This is a genomic window from Burkholderia sp. Bp9012, assembly GCF_003853825.1.
GTDB lineage: Bacteria > Pseudomonadota > Gammaproteobacteria > Burkholderiales > Burkholderiaceae > Burkholderia > Burkholderia diffusa.
Genome location: NZ_QTQA01000023.1, coordinates 82,393 through 99,473, shown reverse-complemented (window position 1 = coordinate 99,473; position 17,081 = coordinate 82,393). Strand labels below are relative to the sequence as shown.

The 17,081-nt window shown below is 69.5% G+C and carries 18 protein-coding genes and 1 pseudogene; 14 read left to right on the top strand and 5 right to left on the bottom strand.

All coding sequences use genetic code 11. The features are described from left to right. The first annotated feature begins 165 nt into the window (after positions 1–165). From DIE11_RS27410 to DIE11_RS27355, 12 genes are all read left to right on the top strand, one after another. Positions 166–348, top strand: a complete 183-nt coding sequence (locus tag DIE11_RS27410; protein ID WP_044843866.1) for a Flp family type IVb pilin — start codon at positions 166–168, stop codon at positions 346–348. Positions 349–436: 88 nt separating this feature from the next. Then, positions 437–916 carry a prepilin peptidase gene (locus DIE11_RS27405; protein ID WP_124628398.1) on the top strand — a complete coding sequence of 160 codons (480 nt, stop codon included), beginning with the start codon at positions 437–439 and terminating at the stop codon, positions 914–916. Between the two features lie 20 nt (positions 917–936). Then, complete coding sequence (cpaB, locus tag DIE11_RS27400) at positions 937–1,977, top strand: Flp pilus assembly protein CpaB (RefSeq protein ID WP_124628396.1); 1,041 nt, start codon at positions 937–939, stop codon at positions 1,975–1,977. Positions 1,978–2,031: 54 nt separating this feature from the next. Then, the gene (locus DIE11_RS27395) at positions 2,032–3,414 is read left to right on the top strand and encodes a type II and III secretion system protein family protein (RefSeq protein WP_124628394.1); all 1,383 of its coding nucleotides are present in this window, start codon (positions 2,032–2,034) and stop codon (positions 3,412–3,414) included. Between the two features lie 14 nt (positions 3,415–3,428). Continuing rightward, positions 3,429–3,812 carry a CpaD family pilus assembly lipoprotein gene (locus DIE11_RS27390; protein WP_124628392.1) on the top strand — a complete coding sequence of 128 codons (384 nt, stop codon included), beginning with the start codon at positions 3,429–3,431 and terminating at the stop codon, positions 3,810–3,812. Between the two features lie 22 nt (positions 3,813–3,834). Continuing rightward, entirely contained in the window at positions 3,835–5,058 is a 1,224-nt protein-coding gene (locus DIE11_RS27385; RefSeq protein ID WP_124628390.1) for an AAA family ATPase, read from the top strand. After that, entirely contained in the window at positions 5,040–6,491 is a 1,452-nt protein-coding gene (locus DIE11_RS27380; protein WP_409364584.1) for a CpaF family protein, read from the top strand. Before DIE11_RS27385 ends, DIE11_RS27380 begins: the two co-directional genes overlap by 19 nt. Beyond that, positions 6,488–7,465 carry a type II secretion system F family protein gene (locus DIE11_RS27375; RefSeq protein ID WP_124628386.1) on the top strand — a complete coding sequence of 326 codons (978 nt, stop codon included), beginning with the start codon at positions 6,488–6,490 and terminating at the stop codon, positions 7,463–7,465. Before DIE11_RS27380 ends, DIE11_RS27375 begins: the two co-directional genes overlap by 4 nt. Then, positions 7,462–8,406 (top strand): type II secretion system F family protein, encoded by a 945-nt coding sequence (locus DIE11_RS27370; protein WP_124628384.1) that lies wholly within the window; start codon positions 7,462–7,464, stop codon positions 8,404–8,406. The genes DIE11_RS27375 and DIE11_RS27370 overlap by 4 nt, the downstream gene beginning before the upstream one ends. Beyond that, entirely contained in the window at positions 8,403–9,260 is an 858-nt protein-coding gene (locus tag DIE11_RS27365) for a lipopolysaccharide assembly protein LapB (RefSeq protein WP_124628382.1), read from the top strand. Before DIE11_RS27370 ends, DIE11_RS27365 begins: the two co-directional genes overlap by 4 nt. Further along, positions 9,257–9,685, top strand: a complete 429-nt coding sequence (locus tag DIE11_RS27360; RefSeq protein ID WP_059598766.1) for a TadE/TadG family type IV pilus assembly protein — start codon at positions 9,257–9,259, stop codon at positions 9,683–9,685. Before DIE11_RS27365 ends, DIE11_RS27360 begins: the two co-directional genes overlap by 4 nt. Beyond that, a complete protein-coding gene (locus DIE11_RS27355; RefSeq protein ID WP_124628380.1) occupies positions 9,678–10,718 on the top strand; it encodes a TadG family pilus assembly protein in 1,041 nt (346 codons plus the stop codon). Before DIE11_RS27360 ends, DIE11_RS27355 begins: the two co-directional genes overlap by 8 nt. On the opposite strand, the gene DIE11_RS27350 is transcribed toward DIE11_RS27355, so the two are convergent. Further along, the gene (locus tag DIE11_RS27350) at positions 10,682–11,944 is read right to left on the bottom strand and encodes a glycosyltransferase family 87 protein (RefSeq protein ID WP_185633827.1); all 1,263 of its coding nucleotides are present in this window, start codon (positions 11,942–11,944) and stop codon (positions 10,682–10,684) included. The two genes, DIE11_RS27355 and DIE11_RS27350, sit on opposite strands and share 37 nt — an antisense overlap. Before the next feature lie 16 nt (positions 11,945–11,960). Then, positions 11,961–13,037 (bottom strand): glycosyltransferase family 2 protein, encoded by a 1,077-nt coding sequence (locus DIE11_RS27345; protein WP_059598769.1) that lies wholly within the window; start codon positions 13,035–13,037, stop codon positions 11,961–11,963. A 288-nt stretch (positions 13,038–13,325) separates the two neighbouring features. On the opposite strand from DIE11_RS27345, the gene DIE11_RS27340 reads away from it, so the two are divergent. Continuing rightward, positions 13,326–13,700 carry a phage protein NinX family protein gene (locus tag DIE11_RS27340; RefSeq protein WP_124628440.1) on the top strand — a complete coding sequence of 125 codons (375 nt, stop codon included), beginning with the start codon at positions 13,326–13,328 and terminating at the stop codon, positions 13,698–13,700. A gap of 16 nt (positions 13,701–13,716) precedes the next feature. Here DIE11_RS27340 and DIE11_RS27335 read toward each other — a convergent pair whose 3' ends face one another. Next, positions 13,717–14,706 carry an ABC transporter substrate-binding protein gene (locus tag DIE11_RS27335; RefSeq protein WP_124628379.1) on the bottom strand — a complete coding sequence of 330 codons (990 nt, stop codon included), beginning with the start codon at positions 14,704–14,706 and terminating at the stop codon, positions 13,717–13,719. A 151-nt stretch (positions 14,707–14,857) separates the two neighbouring features. Between DIE11_RS27335 and DIE11_RS27330 the strand changes: the two are divergent. Beyond that, positions 14,858–15,070 (top strand): annotated as a pseudogene (locus tag DIE11_RS27330) (MFS transporter); the annotation flags it as partial. Positions 15,071–15,133: 63 nt separating this feature from the next. Here DIE11_RS27330 and DIE11_RS27325 read toward each other — a convergent pair. Both DIE11_RS27325 and DIE11_RS27320 read right to left on the bottom strand, forming a co-directional pair. Further along, a complete protein-coding gene (locus DIE11_RS27325) occupies positions 15,134–16,312 on the bottom strand; it encodes a LysR family transcriptional regulator (protein WP_124628376.1) in 1,179 nt (392 codons plus the stop codon). Positions 16,313–16,336: 24 nt separating this feature from the next. Then, positions 16,337–17,065: an aspartate/glutamate racemase family protein gene (locus DIE11_RS27320; protein ID WP_124628374.1), complete on the bottom strand. Its 729-nt coding sequence runs from the start codon at positions 17,063–17,065 to the stop codon at positions 16,337–16,339. Positions 17,066–17,081: the final 16 nt, after the last annotated feature.

Genomic DNA, 17,081 nt, shown 5'->3' with positions numbered 1-17,081 from the left:
CACACCGCTCGTGCAGCGATCGAATGGATTGCGGGGAATGTGCACGGCCGATGCCGGGGCCGCCGCATGAGTCACGAATGGGGGAACGCCGTGCGCACCACCCCGTGTAACACCGCGTCATTACATTCAACGGTCGATCACCGACCCCGCCACACGGAGGTTGTCATGCTGCAATACGTCAAGACCTTGCTGCGCGATGAACGTGGTGTCAGCTCGCTCGAATACGCGGTTCTGGCCGGCATCGTCGTAGTCGCACTGGCGGCGGTCGGGGTGATTCTCAGCAGCACGTCCGGCGGCTTGCCGGCCGTGTTCACCGCGCTGATCAACAAGGTCACGGCGTTGATCTGATCTCCTGAACCCGCGCGCCGTCGGCGGACACACGGATCCGCAGCGGTACGACGTATCCAGCCGGGGCGCGCCGACGGACGGCTCTCCGATGCTCTTTCTCGTACAGTCGGCGGCGACGCTCGTGCTGGCGTTGCTCGCGACGCAGGACCTGCGCGAGCGGCGCTTGTCCAATGGCGCCGTGCTGGCGTTCGCGATGCTGTATCTGATCGCGGCGGCACTCGCGCACGACGGGCTCGCGCAACTCGCCGCTCACGTGGCGACCGCCGCGGCGATGCTGTTGCTGTTTGCCGGCCTGCATCATGCGGGCTGGATCGGTGGCGGCGACGTGAAGCTGGCGGCGGCGGTGTTCCTGTGGGCCGGCCCGACGCTCGCGTTCCCGGTGTTGACGATCGTCGCCGCGAGCGGCGCCCTGTACGGCGTCGCTGCGCTCGCGGTCGTCGCATGGCGGCGTCACACCGCGCCGGCACGTGCGATCGCGCCGCGCGGCGTGCCGTATGGCATCGCGCTCGCGCTCGGCGGCGCGCTGGCCGTCTGGGTGCCGTTTCCTCACGCCGTTTCGCTTACCTAGGCCGGGGGACGCGCGCCGCCATGCCCAAACCCCTGAGAATGGCCGTGCTGATCATCGCCGCCGCGATCGGCGCGTTCATCCTGCGCCAGCTGTATGTCGCCGCGTCCACGCCGTCGGCGCCCGGCGAAACGGCCGAGGTGAGCGTGCGCGTCGCTGCGGCGGACCTGCCCGAAGGGCTGCTGCTGCGCGACAACGATCTCGCGTGGAAGCGCATGCCGCGCACGCAGGTGCCGGCCGGTGCGTTCGTCGAGTCGCAACCGGGCGCGGACCTGAAAGGCGCGCTGCTGCGCAACCGTGTCGACGCCGGTGCGCCGATCCGCGCGGACAACGTGATTGCGGCCGGCGCGCCGGATTTTCTCGCGGCCGCGCTGCAGCCCGGCATGCGCGCCATCTCGGTGCCGGTCGACGACGTGTCGGGCAATGCGGGGCTGATCCAGCCGGGCGACTTCGTCGACGTGGTGCTCACGCAGGAGATCGGCGGTTCCGCGACGACGCCCGGCACGTTCGAAGCGGAGACGGTCGTGCGGCGCGCGCGCGTGCTCGCGGTCGGCTCGGAATTCCAGCGTGCGAAGACGCCCGCGAGCGCGCCGGACGTGCCGGTCCGCGCGCGCACGGTCACGCTCGAGGTCGCGCCGCGCACCGCCCAGGTCGTGCTGGTCGCGACGCGCCTCGGCTCGCTGTCGCTGGCGTTGCGCAGCTTTGCGACGAGCGATCGCCGCCAGGCGGCGGGCGGCGACGAACAGGAGCCCGATACGCCGCCGGTGTGGGCCGGCGACGTGTCGCGCGCGGCCCGCGACGCGGCGCGGGCACCGTCCGGGAGAACGGACGGCGGCGCGCGGCCGCCATCGCAGGGCAATACGGTCGTGATCTATCGCGGCTCGTCGGTCGACGACGGGTCGCGCGGCAGCGGCATCGGCACGCCGGGCTTGCCGCCGCTGCCGTCCGGTTGGCCGGGCATGCCAGCCACGCCAGGCATGCCGGTTGCGCCGGCTGCGCTTGCGGGCGGCAATGTCGCCGCGGACGCAACGGCGCAAGCGCCGCGGGCGTCCGTGCCGCAGTGACGGGATGACGATTCGGGCTGGCCGCCCGGCGGCCGGCATTTGACGGGAAGACGCATGGTGCGCATGGTTCGTTGGATCGCTTTCTGGTGCCTGGCCTGCATCGTCGCGCCTGGCGTCGCGCTCGCGCAGCGCGCGCAGGCGGTGGACGCCGGCGCGGCGTTGTCGATCGCGACCGGCAAGGGCGAGATGCTGTCGCTGCCCGAACCCGCGACCGCGATGTTCGTCGCTGACCCGAGCATCGCGGACATCCAGGTGCCGTCGCCGCGCACCGTGTTCGTGTTCGGGAAGAAGGCCGGCACCACCACGCTGATCGCGCTCGGTGCGAACCATCGACCGATCCTGCGCCGCACGGTGATCGTGCAGGTCGACACCGCGTCGCTGCAGGCGGTGCTCGACAGCCGCTTTCCGCAATTGAAGCTGTCGGTGTCCGGCGCGCCGGGCTCGCTGATGGTGTCGGGCAAGGTGCCGAGCGCAGCCGACGCGGACGCCGTGATGCAGTCGCTCACGCCTTATCTCAACGACAAGGAAAAGATCGTCAACCGGCTCACGCTGTCGCGCCCGATCCAGGTGAACCTGCGCGTGCGCGTGACCGAGGTGAGCCGCAACGTCACGCAGCAGCTCGGCATCAACTGGAGCTCGCTCGGCGCGGCCGGCAACTTCGTCGGCGGACTGTTCAACGGGCGCACGCTGATCGATCCGACGACCAAGCTGTTCAACCTGTCGCCGACCGGCGCGTATTCGATACTCGGCGGTTTCCACGCGGGGCGCTGGTCGATCGACGTCGTGCTCGATGCGCTCGACCAGGAAGGGCTGATCACGATGCTGGCGGAGCCGAATCTCACCGCGATGTCCGGGCAGACCGCGAGCTTCCTCGCCGGCGGCGAAATTCCGATTCCGGTCGCGCAGGCCGGCACCACGACCGGCGCGATCACGGTCGAGTTCAAGCCGTTCGGCGTGTCGCTCGATTTCACGCCGACTGTGCTCGCCGACAACCGGATCAGCCTGAAGGTGCGGCCGGAGGTGAGCGAAATCGATACGAGCAACAGCGTGACGACGGGCGGCGTCACGGTGCCGGGACTCTCCGTGCGACGCGTCGACACGACGGTCGAGCTGTCGAGCGGGCAGAGCTTCGCGATCGGCGGGCTGCTGCAGAGCCAGACGGCGGATACCGTGTCGCAGATCCCGGGGCTCGGCCGGCTGCCGATCATCGGCCGATTGTTTTCTTCGAAGAACTTCCAGGACAACAAGACCGAGGTCGTCGTGATCGTGACGCCGTACATCGTGCAGCCGACGGGCCCCGGCCAGCTCGAGCAGGCGCTCGACACCGTCGCGCGGCCGAGCAGCGATCTCGAGTTCGCGATCCAGCGCAATCTCGGGATCGACCTGCTGTCGGGCGACACGCCGCGCCTCGTCGGCGCCGCGGGCTTCGTCTACTGACCGGAGGAGCGCGCATGCGAATTCGAACCATCGTCTTCGTCCTGTTGCCGCCGGCGCTGGCGGGCTGCCTGTCGGCGCCGCCGCCGATCAACCTGCCCGATGCGCGCGCGATCGGCTTCGACGGCGTGCACGCGGTGCCGCCCGACTGCGCGAAGCTGATGCAGCCGTCGCATCTCGTCGATGCGGGGTTCGGGCGGCCCGGCGTGCCGTTCGGCTGCGCGACCTACACGAATCTCGCGACGATGCTCGCGCGCCCGGAGGATCTCGTCGCGCCCGTGCCGTACGGCGGCGCGGACGCGCAGGTCGCGGCCGATGCCGTGCGCCGCTACGTCGAGGATCGCGTGAAGCAGCCCGCACCCGACAAGACGTTGACGACGACCGGCTCGCCCGGCCATTGACCCACTCCCGATGCGAAGCGCGATGCCGCCCATGAACGTCCTCGACCGCCAGAACGCCAAACGCGCCGCCGCAGCCGGAGCGGCGGATCTCGTCGCGGTCGTGTCCGATGCCGGCAGCGAAGACGTGATCCGGCGCGTCGCACAGGATCTGTCGATCACGCGCGCCCATGTGCAGCCGGGCAACTGCGACGACGCGATCCGGCTGTTGCAGCAGCACGAGCGCTCACCGCGCCAGCTGATCGTCGACGTGTCGGATTCCGTGCTGCCGGTATCGGACCTGATGCGGCTCGCCGACGTGTGCGATCCGTCGGTGAGGGTCATCGCGATCGGCACGCAGAACGATGTCGGGCTGTTCCGCAACCTGCTCGGCATCGGCGTGCAGGACTACATCGTGAAGCCGCTGACCGTCGAGTTGATGCGGCGCGCGCTGACCGCAACGGAATCGGTCGTGCAGGCGCGGACCGGCAAGATCGTCGCCTTCGTCGGCGCGCGCGGCGGTGTGGGCGCGACCACGATCGCGGTGAGTCTGGCGCGCTGCCTGGCGGGCGAGAAGCGCCGCCGCGTCGCGTACGTCGATCTCAACCTGCATGGCGGCGGCGCGAACTCGATGCTCGGGCTGTCGAGCAACAACGGGCTGATCGAATTGCTGAACATGGAGCAGCGTCCCGACGACGCGTTGTTCGACCGCATGTTCGTCACGAAGGGCGACCGCCTGCATGTGCTATCGGCCGAACTGGCGTACGGCGAGGACGCGCCGCTGCGCGACGATGCGCTCGCGTTGCTCGTCGACATGCTGAAGGACCGCTTTCACTACGTGCTGTTCGACGTGGGTATCCGCGCCGGCAAGCTGTTCGAGGACGCGCTGGGGGTATCCGATCTCGTCTATATCGTCGCCGACCGCTCGGTGCACGCCGCGTACGAAGCCGCGCGGCTTGCGCGCTTCGTGAAGGAGCTGCCCGGCGATCGGCTGCTGTCGATGATGCTGAACAACCCGCTCGAACCGGTCAAGGGGCGCGTCGCGCAGACCGACTTCGAGGACGCATTCGGCGGCGTGAGGCTGCGCGAGCTGCCGCACGAGCCGCAGCCGCTCGCAGTCGCCGAGAACCTCGGCGAACCGATCGAGCGCGCGAAACGTCATGGCTTCCTGGACGAGATCCGGCTGCTCGCGAACGGCATCACCGGCGAATCGATGGCCGTCGCCGAGCCGTGGTACGCGCGCTTCGTCAAATGGAGAAAGGGATCGTGACGTTCGGTACCCGCAAGCAGTCGACGCCGGACCGTGCGCCGGCAGGAGCGCCCGCCGCGCCGCGCGACGGCGCGCCCGGACCGGACCCAAGCGCGGGCTCAGGCACGGGTCCGACCGCGAGCCCGGCGCCCGCATCCGCGCGCGCGCTCGCTGCGGCCGAAACCCAGGAGGCGCTCATTCGCTCCGGCAAGTTCGATGCGATTCGCAACGCGGTGTTTTCGTCGATGAACATGTCGGCGGCGCTGATGAAGACGCGCGACGAAGTGCGTGCGGGCATCGAACAGGTGGCCGCGCACACCGTCGAGCGCGAACGTCTGAAGATCACGACGGGCGAGCAGGTGCTGATCGTCGACGCGATCCTGAACGACATGTTCGGTGTCGGGCCGATCGAACCGCTGCTCGCCGACGACACCGTCTCGGACATTCTCGTGAACGGACCCGACCAGGTGTACGTCGAGCGCGCAGGCCGGCTCGAACTCACGCCGCTGAAGTTTCGCGACAACGCGCACGTGACGAGTGTCGCGCAGCGGATCGCGGCGGCGGTCGGGCGTCGCGTCGACGAAAGCAGCCCGATGGTCGACGCGCGTCTCGCCGACGGCAGCCGCGTGAACGTGGTCCTGCCGCCGATCGCGATGCGCGGCGCGTCGATCTCGATCCGCAAGTTCGCGAAGCGCGACATCACGCTCGCGCGCATGGCGCACCAGGGCAATATCTCGCACGGGATGCTGCAGGTGCTGAAGATCGCGTGCGCGTGCCGGCTGAACATCGTGATATCGGGCGGTACCGGTTCGGGCAAGACGACGCTGCTCAACGCGCTTTCGCAACATATCGAGGAGCACGAACGGATCGTGACGATCGAGGACGCGGCCGAGCTGCAACTGCTGCAGCCGCACGTCGTCAGTCTCGAGACGCGGCCGGAGAATACGGAAGGGCTCGGCGGGATCTCGCAGCGCGACCTCGTGCGCAACGCACTGCGGATGCGGCCCGATCGCATCATCCTCGGCGAAATCCGCGGCGCGGAGGCGTTCGACGTGCTGCAGGCGATGAATACGGGGCACGACGGCTCGATGACGACGATCCATGCGAACTCGCCGCGCGACGCGATCAGCCGGCTCGAAAGCATGGTCATGATGGCGAACGCGAACCTGCAGCTGCTGTCGATCCGGCGCCAGATCGCGAGCGCCGTGCACCTGTTCGTGCAGGTCGAGCGGATGCGCGACGGCGTGCGCCGCGTGACCCGGATCACCGAGATCGTCGGGATGGAGGGCGAGGTGGTGATCACGCAGGATCTGTTCGCATTCCGTCAGGGAGACGACACGACGCGGGACGTGGTGAAGGGCGTGTTCGAAGCGTCGTCGCTGCGGCCGGCGTTCGCGCCGCGTGCCGCGTACTACGGTGTCGAGGACGCGCTTTCCGAGGTATTCCGGCAATGAGGGCCGCGGATCTGTTCGCGATCGGCGCGTTCGTCGTGATCCTCGCGGCGGGCCTCGCGCTGTCCGCATTGCTGGAGCGTGCGCGCCATACGCCGGAGCAGCGCATACGCGCGCGGATGCGGCACCTTGCACCATCGCTGGCCGGCCGGGAGTCCGGTGCGGCCGCGGCGCCCGGCGTCGCGCTGTTCAACCTGCCGCGCCGGCAAAGCCGCGCGCGCGCGTGGCTGCAGCGTTATGTGACGCGCGTGCGTGCGGTCGGCGGCGAACGCGGGATGCGGATCGTCGTCGCCGGCACGCTCGCCGGAGCGATCGCCGCGATCGTGGTGGTGGAGCTCGTCGCGCTGCCGCGCGTAGTTCATCCGCTGATCTACGTCGGGCTGCCGCTGGTGACGATGCGCGCCAGCTACCGCGCGCTGGTCGAGCGGTTCCGGCTGCGCTTTCTCGAAGCGTTCCCGGACGCGATCGATCTGATCGTGCGGGCGGTGCGCGCGGGCATTCCGGTCACGCAGGCGATCAGCACGGTCGGCGACAGCGCGGCGGAGCCGGTGCGCTCGACCTTCCGCACGATGGGCGACAGCCTGCGCGTCGGCGCGGATCTGAAGGACGTGCTGACGCTCGCGGCGGACCGGCTGATGATCGCGGACTTCTCGTTCTTCACTGTCTACCTGCTGCTGCAGCGCGAGACGGGCGGCAGTCTCGGCGAAACGCTCGACGAGTTGTCGAGCATCATCCGCACGCGCCGCGACATCCGCCTGAAGACGCGCGCGTTGACCGCCGAGGGGCGGATCACGACGAAGATCATTTCGGCGGTGCCGTTCGTGATGATCGGTGCGCTGTTTCTCGTGAATCGCGCGTATGTGATGCTCCTGTTCGACACGCATGCCGGACGCGTGATGCTGACGATCGCCGCGGTCCTGCTGACGATCGGACTGCTGACGATTCGCAAGATCTCGAAACTGGATACCGCGCGATGACGATGTCGATGCTGGCCGCCCGCGGCCTTGAACTTTTGTTGTTGCTCGCGTGCGTCGCGGCGGCGCTCGTGCCGCCCGGCGGCGGCACACGCCGGCGGATCGCGGAGCGTGTGCAGCAGGCGGCCGGGCAACGTTCGCTGTCGCTGGCGTCGGGGCGGCTGCAGCCGGGCGAGGTGCGTCAGGACCTGACGCGGCGGCTCGCGCAGCTCGGTGAGCGGCTGCCCGTGCTCGACCCGATGCAGCGCGTGAAGCTCGGGCTGCAACTGACGCGCGCGGGTTTTCGCGAGCGGCGTGCGGTGTCGTCGATGATCGGCATCAAGCTGAGTTGCGGCGTGCTGTTCGCCGGCGTCGCGATCGTGTTCAGCCCGTACATTCCACGCTTCGGCGAATACTTCGTGATCCGGGCGCTGGCGATGGTCGCCGCGTTCGTGATCGGCGTGATCGTGCCCGAATACGTGCTCGGCGCGATGATCCGACGGCGCCGGCGCATCATCTCCGCGTGCTTTCCGGATGCGCTCGACCTGCTCGTGATCTGCACGATGGCCGGCAACAGCCTCGTATCGGGCGTACGGCGTGTCGCGCGCGAACTCGAGCGCATTTGCCCGCCGCTCGCCGACGAGCTGAAGGTGTGCGCGGACGAGCTGACGCTGAGCGGCAACGTAGCCGAAGCGCTCACGCACTTTGCGATGCGCGTCGACTTCGCGTCGGCGCGTTCGCTTGCCACGACGCTCACGCAATCGCAGCGATTCGGCACGCCGATCACGCAGGCGTTGCGGACGCTGTCGCGCAGCGAGCGGACCGAGCAGATCGTCGCGCTCGAGGAACAGGCCGCGAAGCTCGCGCCGAAGATCACGCTGCCGATGATGCTGTTCATTCTGCCGACGGTCGGCCTGATCGCGGCGGGCCCGGCGGCGATCCGCCTGCTCGAGGTATTCAAATGACACGATCCGCCATCCGTGCGTTCGCGTTCGCGGCCGCGTTGCCGGTGCTGGCCGGCGGCTGCGCGCCGGGCATCCAGACGCGGCCGGCGCTGTCGCACAAGAGCGACGACCCGCAGGCCGAATTGCGCATTGCCGATAGCGCGCTTGCCGGCGGCAACGTCGATCTCGCGTCGACGCTGTACGAGAAGGTGCTTGCCCGGCATCCCGATTCGCTCCCGGCGCGCCTGGGGCTCGGCGACGTCAACTACCGCGCCGGCGATCTGGAGCGCGCGCGAATTCTCTACGAGCAGGCACGGCAGCAGGCACCCGCCGAACTCGGGCCGCAGATCGGGCTTGCGCGGGTCGCGTTGCGGCAGCGTCGGCTCGACGAGGCCGCACGGCGCTACCGTGACCTGCTGGCCGCGCAGCCGAACCTTCCGCTCGCGGCGGAAGGGCTCGGCACGGTGCTCGATCTTCAGGGCCGCCACGAGGACGCGCAGGCCGTGTACCGGGATGCGCTGCGCGCGCATCCGGACGCGCAGGGGCTGCGCGTCGACCTCGGGCTTTCGCTCGTGCTGGGCAACCGGCCGCGCGAGGGTGTGAACGTGTTGCTCGACGTGGCCGGGCTGCCCGATGCGCCGTGGCAGGCGCGCCAGAATCTCGCGTTCGCGTATGGCGTGCTCGGCAACACCGATTCGGCGAAGAAGCTGCTGGCCGCGGATCTGCCCGCTTCGGCGGTGGCTGACAATCTGCGCGTGTATCAGGCAGTGCGCGCGCAACTCGCGTCGCGCCCTGCGTCCGCCGCCGCACGACCGTCGACGGGCGCCGTGCTCGAGCCGCGCGCGGTGCCGCACACCGCGGAGGCTGGAAAATGACACGCGGGGCGATGGGCGCGCGCCGCGCGCGCGGCGTCGTATCGCTCGAATTCGTGCTGATGCTGCCGTTCCTGTTGATGGTGCTGATCGGCATCATCGACACGAGCCTGCTGCTATGCGACAAGGCCGTCATCACGAACGCGAGCCGCGAAGCCGCGCGTGCCGGCGTCGTGCTGCGCGTGCCGATGCTGACCACGGCGCAGATCGCAAGCGTCGCATCGAGCTACACGCAGAACAGCTTGATCACCGGCGGCACCGCGACGACGCCGACGGTGACCGTGACGCAGGCGAACGGCACGACGTCGGGCACCGCACTGACGGTGACGGTGACCTACACATATTCGGGGCTGGTGCTGGGTTCGGCATTCAGTGCGCTGACCGGCCCGGTGACGATCTCGGCCAGCTCGGTGATGCTCTATGAATGACGCAGCCGACACGCCGGGGATCGGCGCAGTGCGTGAGCGCGGTTCCGTCGCGCTGTTCTTCCTGATGTTCCTGATTCCGCTGCTCTCGTTCGGCGCGCTGGCGATCGACATCGCGTGGGTAGCCACGGTACGCAACCAGCTGCAGAACGCCGCCGACGCGGCCGCACTTGCGGCGGCCGACGCGATGATGTCGCCGAGCGGCGGCGCGCTGAACTGGTCGCAGGCCGCGCCGGCTGCGAACGGTGTGATCGCGCAGAACGCGGCGGCCGGCGCACCGCTGGCGACCGGCGCGGTGACGACCGGGTACTGGAACGTGACGCGCAGTCCCGCAACGATGCAGCCGACCACGATCACGCCCGGCTCGTACGACGTGCCGGCGGTGCAGGTCACGGTATCGCGCGCGCCGGGTGTGAACGGCGGCTCGATTCCGCTGCTGCTCGGCGGGCTGCTCGGCATTGCCGGCGCGTCCGGCAGCGCGACCGCGATCGCGGTGCTCGCCGCGCCGGGCGGGGTCGCGGCGGGTGGGCTCTTTCCGGTCGCGATCGACCAGTGCGTGTACAACCAGTACTGGAACACGCTGACCAATCAGCCGCTGATCAATCCGCTGACGGGTTTGCCGTACGAGTTTACGATCACGAACGGCCAGACTTATGGCTCGCTGTGCATGGGCGGCCAGTGGACGTCGTTCCAGTCGACCGCGAGCGACACGACGACGATGGGCGGCCTGATGGTGACCGGCAATCCGACGACGCTCAATATTGGCGACAGCATTTATCTCGCGACCGGCGTGAAGGCGACGCTCTACACGTCGGTGCCGGTCGGCACGACGGTCGTGCTGCCGGTCGTTACGCAGACGGCGAGCAGCACCTACGTGCCGATCGTCGCGTTCGCGGCGTTCCACATCGACGTGTCGCTCGGAGGCACATACAAGTACATCCAGGGGCACTTCGTCGCCGGCGTGAAAATGACCGGCGTTGCGACGGGCGTCGGGCCGTACTACGGTGTATACGTGCCGCCGCGGCTCGCGCTGTGAGCGTCGTGGCGCGCGCGGCGCAGCAGCACGAGCAGCGCGAAGAGCGTCACGGCCGGGCCGATCTGCGGCAGTTGCAGCCACGGGTTCAGGTATTCGGCGATCGGCAGCGCCCACATCAGCGCGATCGCGGTCTGTTCGCCGCGCAGCCAGCCTTCGCGCCAGCCGATCGACAGCATGCAGGCGATCGCGATGGCGAGCCATGTGAGTTCGTAGTGCCACAGGTACGGGTTGGCCACGAGCGTCGCGACCGTCAGCACGGCCGCGCGCACGCGGGTGTCGCGCGACTGCGTCCATGCGATGCAGGCGGCCGCGATCGTAATCGCGGCGATGCATGCATGTGCCGTATACGCGGCGCCGAGCGGCACGCCCGAGAGCCGGAACGCCGCGAACGGCGTCGGCGACGCGAGCCAGAACACGACACCGTGTTCGAGAACGATCGAGCGTGCGAGGCCCGCGCTGGCGACGAACTGGCGCCACGACTCGATGCCGCAGACCAGGACGCTCAGCGCGACGAACGTGCCGGTGGCGAGCGCAGCCCACGCGATCGTGCGCCATGCGCGTGTCGCCACCAGCACGAACGGGAACAGCAGCGCCATCTGCGGCTTGACGGACAGCAGTCCGATGCAAAGCCCCGCCAACATCGGCCGCCGCTCGGCCCAGTGGACGGCCAGCGCCGCGCACGATGCTGTCAGGAACGTGTTTTGCCCGAGCGCCGCGGTGACGAACACGCACGGCGCGACGGGCAGCGCAACCATGCCGGCGCGCCATGCGCCGGGAATCATGCCGAGACGGGATACGCGCCACGCGGTGAGACCGAGCACGGCGACGCCGAACGCGACGAACAGCGGATAACCGAGTGCGAAGCGCAGCAGCGCCAGCGGCGTCACGAGCAGCAGATAAGTGGGCGGGTACAGCCACGGGGCGAAGGCGTCGCGACGAAGGTTGGGGAACAGCTCGGCCGACAGCCGCGAGAATACCGAGAAATCGTATGCCTGCGAAGGCGAGCCGTGCAGCATGACGTACGACGCGGACCAGAACACCGAGAAGTCGGCGCCGGCGCGTGACAGGACGCCGCCATGTGCATGACGCACGACGGATATCCAGATCGCGATGAACAGCGCGGACAACGCCAGCATCAGCATGCTGTACAGGACGACGCGTCGCGGTGTGAGCCACGCGACGACCGGGCGCTCCGCCGAGCGCAATGATTGCCGGGGAATGTCCAATTGCCGCCGCCCGGTTCTACTTGAACGACGCTTTGCGAGCGGCGGCGCCGGTTGCCGCCGGCAGCGCCGTCCGGCGACGTGCCGAGTTTGCACGCTTCATCGGGAACTGCAGCAGCTTCGATGCCGGCTGCCCGGCGGCATCGCGCTCGGCACGGTAGCGTCGCCTCACGAGATAGACGGGGCGCTGCTTGGACTCGTGATAGATCCGGCCGAGGTATTCGCCGATCACGCCGATGCCGATCAGCTGGATGCCGCCGACGAACAGCACGACGGAAATCAGCGACGGGTAGCCATGCACCGGATTGCCGAACAGCAGCGTTCGCACCACGATGAAGGTGCCATACACGAGTGACAGCATCGCGAACGTGAGGCCGACGTAGGTCCATACGCGCAGCGGAACGGTGCTGAAGCTCGTGATGCCCTCGAGCGCGAAGTTCCAGCGGCGCCATCCGGAGAACTTCGAGCGGCCGCCACTGCGCGGCGCGCGCGTGTATTCGACGATCGCGGTGCGAAAGCCGACCCACGCGAACAGCCCCTTCATGAACCGCCGCCGCTCCGGCAGCGCGCGCAGCGCATCGACGACCTCGCGATCCATCAGGCGGAAATCGCCGACGTTTTCCGGCATTTCGACTTCGGACAGCGCATTGTGCACGCGATAGTAGAGCGTCGCCGCCGCGCGCTGCAGGTACGGATCGCACATCCGGTCGGTGCGTTTCGCGGCGACGACTTCGGCGCCGCCGCGCCAGTGTTCGATCATCGCGGGAATCAGCGCGGGAGGGTCCTGCAGGTCGGCGTCGATCAGGATCACCGCGGCGCCGGCGGCCTCGTCGAGGCCCGCGGTGAGCGCCGCTTCCTTGCCGAAGCGGCGCGTGAGATCCACGACGTGCACGCGCGGGTCGCGGCCGGCGACCGTGACCAGCCGGTCGAGCGTGCGATCGCGGCTGCCGTCGTTGATGCAGACGATCTCGAAGCGGACCCCGGCGATCGACTCGAGAACGGGCAGCGTTTCTGCAAAGAATGCGTCGATCGTTTCCTCTTCGTCGTGAAACGGCACGACGAGCGATATCAGCGGCTTCCTGGCGTGCGTGGACATGCTGCGGTCCCCCGAGAGATCCGGCCGGCGCTGCACCGTATGATTCCGGTTGTCGTTTGCCGAACGCGCGCGGCCCGGTTCGGCGTGAAGTCGGTTCCGGCCTGCTCGTCCACTGCGTAGCGGGCGACAGGCGTTGCGTTCATTGTAGGCAGGAATCGCCGATTCGTAACACGTATCGGTTGATTTGCGCGCCGGACTGGTTCACCGGGGAAGACATCGGACGGCGGTTGTCTGCGAATCGCGCGCGGTGGCGCTAGGATGACGTTTTCGAGACCGCTGGAGGGCGCGATGCAGGTTCAGGACCTGGCCGGTGCGTCGCTCGATTTCTGGGTGGCGATGGCGGAAGACCTCGGCGCGCCGCGCGTCGACGCCGCGGGGTGCACGGTCATTCACGAACCGGGTGGCATGCCGGTGCCGTACGCGCCGTCGTCGTCGTGGGCGGACGGCGGTCCGCTGGTCGAGCGCTTGCCGTTCGGCGCGTTCGAGCGCGACGGCGGGCACGGCGCGTGGCGCGCGGTGCTGCATCGGGCCGTGCCGGCGGCGGGCGAGCGCTGCACGTTCAACCAGTCGGGGCCGACGCTGCTGGTCGCCGCGATGCGCACGCTGGTCGCGTCGACGTTCGGCGACGACGTGCCGGATCTCGACATGTCGAAGCCGCGTTGAGCGCGCGTGAAGCCGGTCATGCGGCCGACAGGTTGCGTACCGCGATCGACGCGACGTCGACGCGCTTTGGCAGGATCGCGTCCGCGGCTGCACGGTCGGCGACACGCTGCAGCACGTCGATGTCCGCGCCGGTGACGCCGCGCTGCGCGAGCGCCGCCCGGCGCACGATGTCGGCGGCCGCATCGCGCGGCAGGCGCGTGAGCGACGCATAGACGGCCGCGTAATCGACAGGGTGCGACAAGGCCCACTGGCCGGCGCGCGCCAGCCGCGCAAGCACGTCCGACAGCGCCGCGCGCTTCGATCGATCGTCGAGCGTGTCGACCGGCGACGTGAGGAACGCGAGCCCCGAATTGATCCCGCTGCCGTCGCGCACGATGCGCGCACCGCGCCGCACCACGTGCCCGTAATACGGATCGAAGGTCGCCCAGATGCCGATCTGCTTCGCCTCGAACGCGGCGAACGCATCGACCGGCAGCACGAAGCGCACGTCGACGTCGCCTGGTGCCAGGCCATGTTCGCGGAGCGCGCCGTACAGCTGGTATTGCGAGATGCTGCCGCGCGCCGACGACACGACGACGGTGCGCCCCTTCAGGTCGGCGACGGTGCGCACCGGCGAATCGGGCTGCACGACGATGCCGAGCGACGCCGGTGAGCCGACGCGCGTCGCGACGATCCGCAACGCCGGATCGCCGAGCGCGGCCGTCAGGACGGGCAGGTCGCCGGCCGGCGCGAGATCGATCGCGCCCGCGCGCTGCGCTTCGAACAACGGTGCCGCGCCCTGGAAATTCGCCCAGCGAAACCGGTACGGCACGCCGTCGAGCACGCGTGAGGCGTCGGCCAGCGCGCGCAGGCCGCCGGCCTGATCGCCGAGCACCAGGGTGACGTTCGACAGGTTGGGGTCGGCCGCGCGCACGGGCAGTGCGGCGCTGCCGAGCAGCGGTGCGGCGGCCAGGGCGGCCACGCGCAGCAGGGCGCGGCGGCGGGCCGGGGCGGGGGAAGAAGTCATCGACGGCGGGTCCTCGGTGATCCGCGCGCACGCCGCGCGGCTGCCGGGCAGGTTACGGAATCGGTTTCGCGCCGGCAAACATCGAATCGCGAAATGCTTATTCGTTTATTCGCGTGAGTGCGGTGCATGGCGGCGGGGAGAGGCCAAGGCCGCGGCCGCTACGGTGCCGTTCATGTCGAGCCTGCTGGCCGGCGATCTCGCGCAGGCGCTTGCGCATGTGCCGCCGTCGGCCGCGCGCACGCTCGCGAATGCGGCACCCGTGGCCTTTGCGCGCGGATTCGCCGCCGCGCTGACGGCGAGCGGCGTGCTCGCTGCCGCCGCCATTGCATGCAAATTGCTTGCGCAACCGATGCGCGATGCGTGACGCATGCCGCGATGCGCGCACCACCCGTTGCACGCGACGGCGCCGAGCCATCGAGCGTGCGATTCAGCGCGGCTTCGTCGCGAGGCGATGGATGCGCGCCGCGCGCGCGACGCGCGATCGCTGCGATGTACCGCAATGCGTCGCCTGCCGGCGGCGTGTGCGCCGCGTCGGTTCGGGCGGGGCATCGGCGATCGGCGCGTTCGTTCGCGTGTCCGCATCCGCGTCCACGTTCGCGGCGACCGCCGCAACGGACGGCTGTGCGGCGTCCGCGTCGAGCCAGCTGCGCGTCGCTTCGGCGATCAGTGCGCGCAGCCAGCGCACGCCGTCGACGCACGATCCCGCTTCGTTCCACGTCATCCGGTACACGATGTCGGGCGGCTCGGCCGGCAGCGCAACCGCGCCGAGCGGCAGCAGCTTCGCGTAGTGGCGCGCGAGCCGGTACGTGGTGGTCAGGATCAGGTCGGAGCGCACCAGCGCATGCGCGGCGAGTTCGAAGTGCGGCAGCGTGACGACGATCCGCCGCTGCAGGCCGACGCGTTCGAGCTGCCGGTCGATCGCGCCGGATGCTTCGAGCCACGACGGCGTCGGGCACAGCTGCGGCGCCTGCGCGAATTCGGCGGCCGTCATCGCGCCGCGCCGCGCGAGCGGATGCGTCGCGCGCATCAGGCACACGACGCGATCGTCGAACAGGTCGTCCTGCCGGAACCGCGACGAGCGGGCGGGGCGGTTGTCGATCACGACGTCGAGCTCGCCATCGGCGAGTGCCCGTTCGTCGTCGAAGCCGTCGCCGAGCGGATGGAACACGAGCTGCGCGTTCGGTGCGCGTTCGCGGAACAGCGCGACGAGCTTCGGCACGAACAGCACGTTCAGGTAGTCGGGGCAGCCGATCCGGTAGGTGCGCACCGACGTGCGCGCGTCGAAGGTCGGCTGCTGGATGCGGATGAAGTCGATCACGCGCAGCGCGTTGCGCAGCGGCTCGGTCAGCCGCGCGCCGAACTCGGTCGGCACCATCCCGTAGCGGCTGCGCACTAGCAGCGGATCGCCGAGCAGCGTGCGCAGACGCTTGAGCGCGGCGCTCGTCGCCGGCTGCGACATGTTCAGCCGCACGGCTGCGCGCGACACGGTGCGCTCGGTGAGCAGCACGAGCAGGATGCGCATCAGCCGCGCGTCCAGCACGTCGAGCGCGCCCGTTGCGTCGGACGCGTCGAGGGCAAGGCCGTTCGGCTCCGGTGCGTCCCGCATGTCGCTACGCGTTTGCGCGGCCCGTCATCTGGCGAAGGTGCCCGGCCAGCCGACGATCCGCTTCGGACGCGGCGGCGCATACGTGCGCACCTTCGACGTCTTCAGCTTCAGTCGCACCAGCGACTCGGCGAGGGCGACCGCGGCCGACACGCCGTCGACGACGGGCACGCCCGTGCATTCCTCGATCTGCCGGTCGAGGCCGGCCATCCCGCCGCAGCCGAGGCAGATCACTTCCGCGTGATCGTCCTTCACCGCGCGCGCGGCCTGGTCGACGATCGACTCGATCGCGCGGGCCGGGTTCTCCTCGAGTTCGAGCACCGCGAGACCGCTCGCGCGCACCGATGCGCAACGCGCATCGAGTCCGGCGAGCTTCAGGCGATCCTCGATCAGCGGCACCGTGCGGTCGAGCGTCGTGACGACCGAATAGCGGTGGCCGAGCAGCATCGCGACGCTCGCGGCCGCTTCGGTGATGTCGACGACGGGCACCGTCAGCAGTTCCTGCAGCCCTTCGCGGCCGTGTTCGCCGTAGCCGGCCTGGATCACCGCGTCGTATGGCTCGTCGTAGCTCAACACGCGGTCCATCACGGCGATCGCCGCGAGGTAGCTCTCGAAGTTGCCCTCGACCGACTCCGCGCCGAAGCGCGGCGTCAGCCCGACGATCTCCGTGCCGGGCGATGCGGCGGCGCGCGCTTGCGCGGCGATGGCGTCGGTGATCGATTCGGTCGTGTTGACGTTGACTACCAGTATTCTCATCGGTGCACTCCGTATG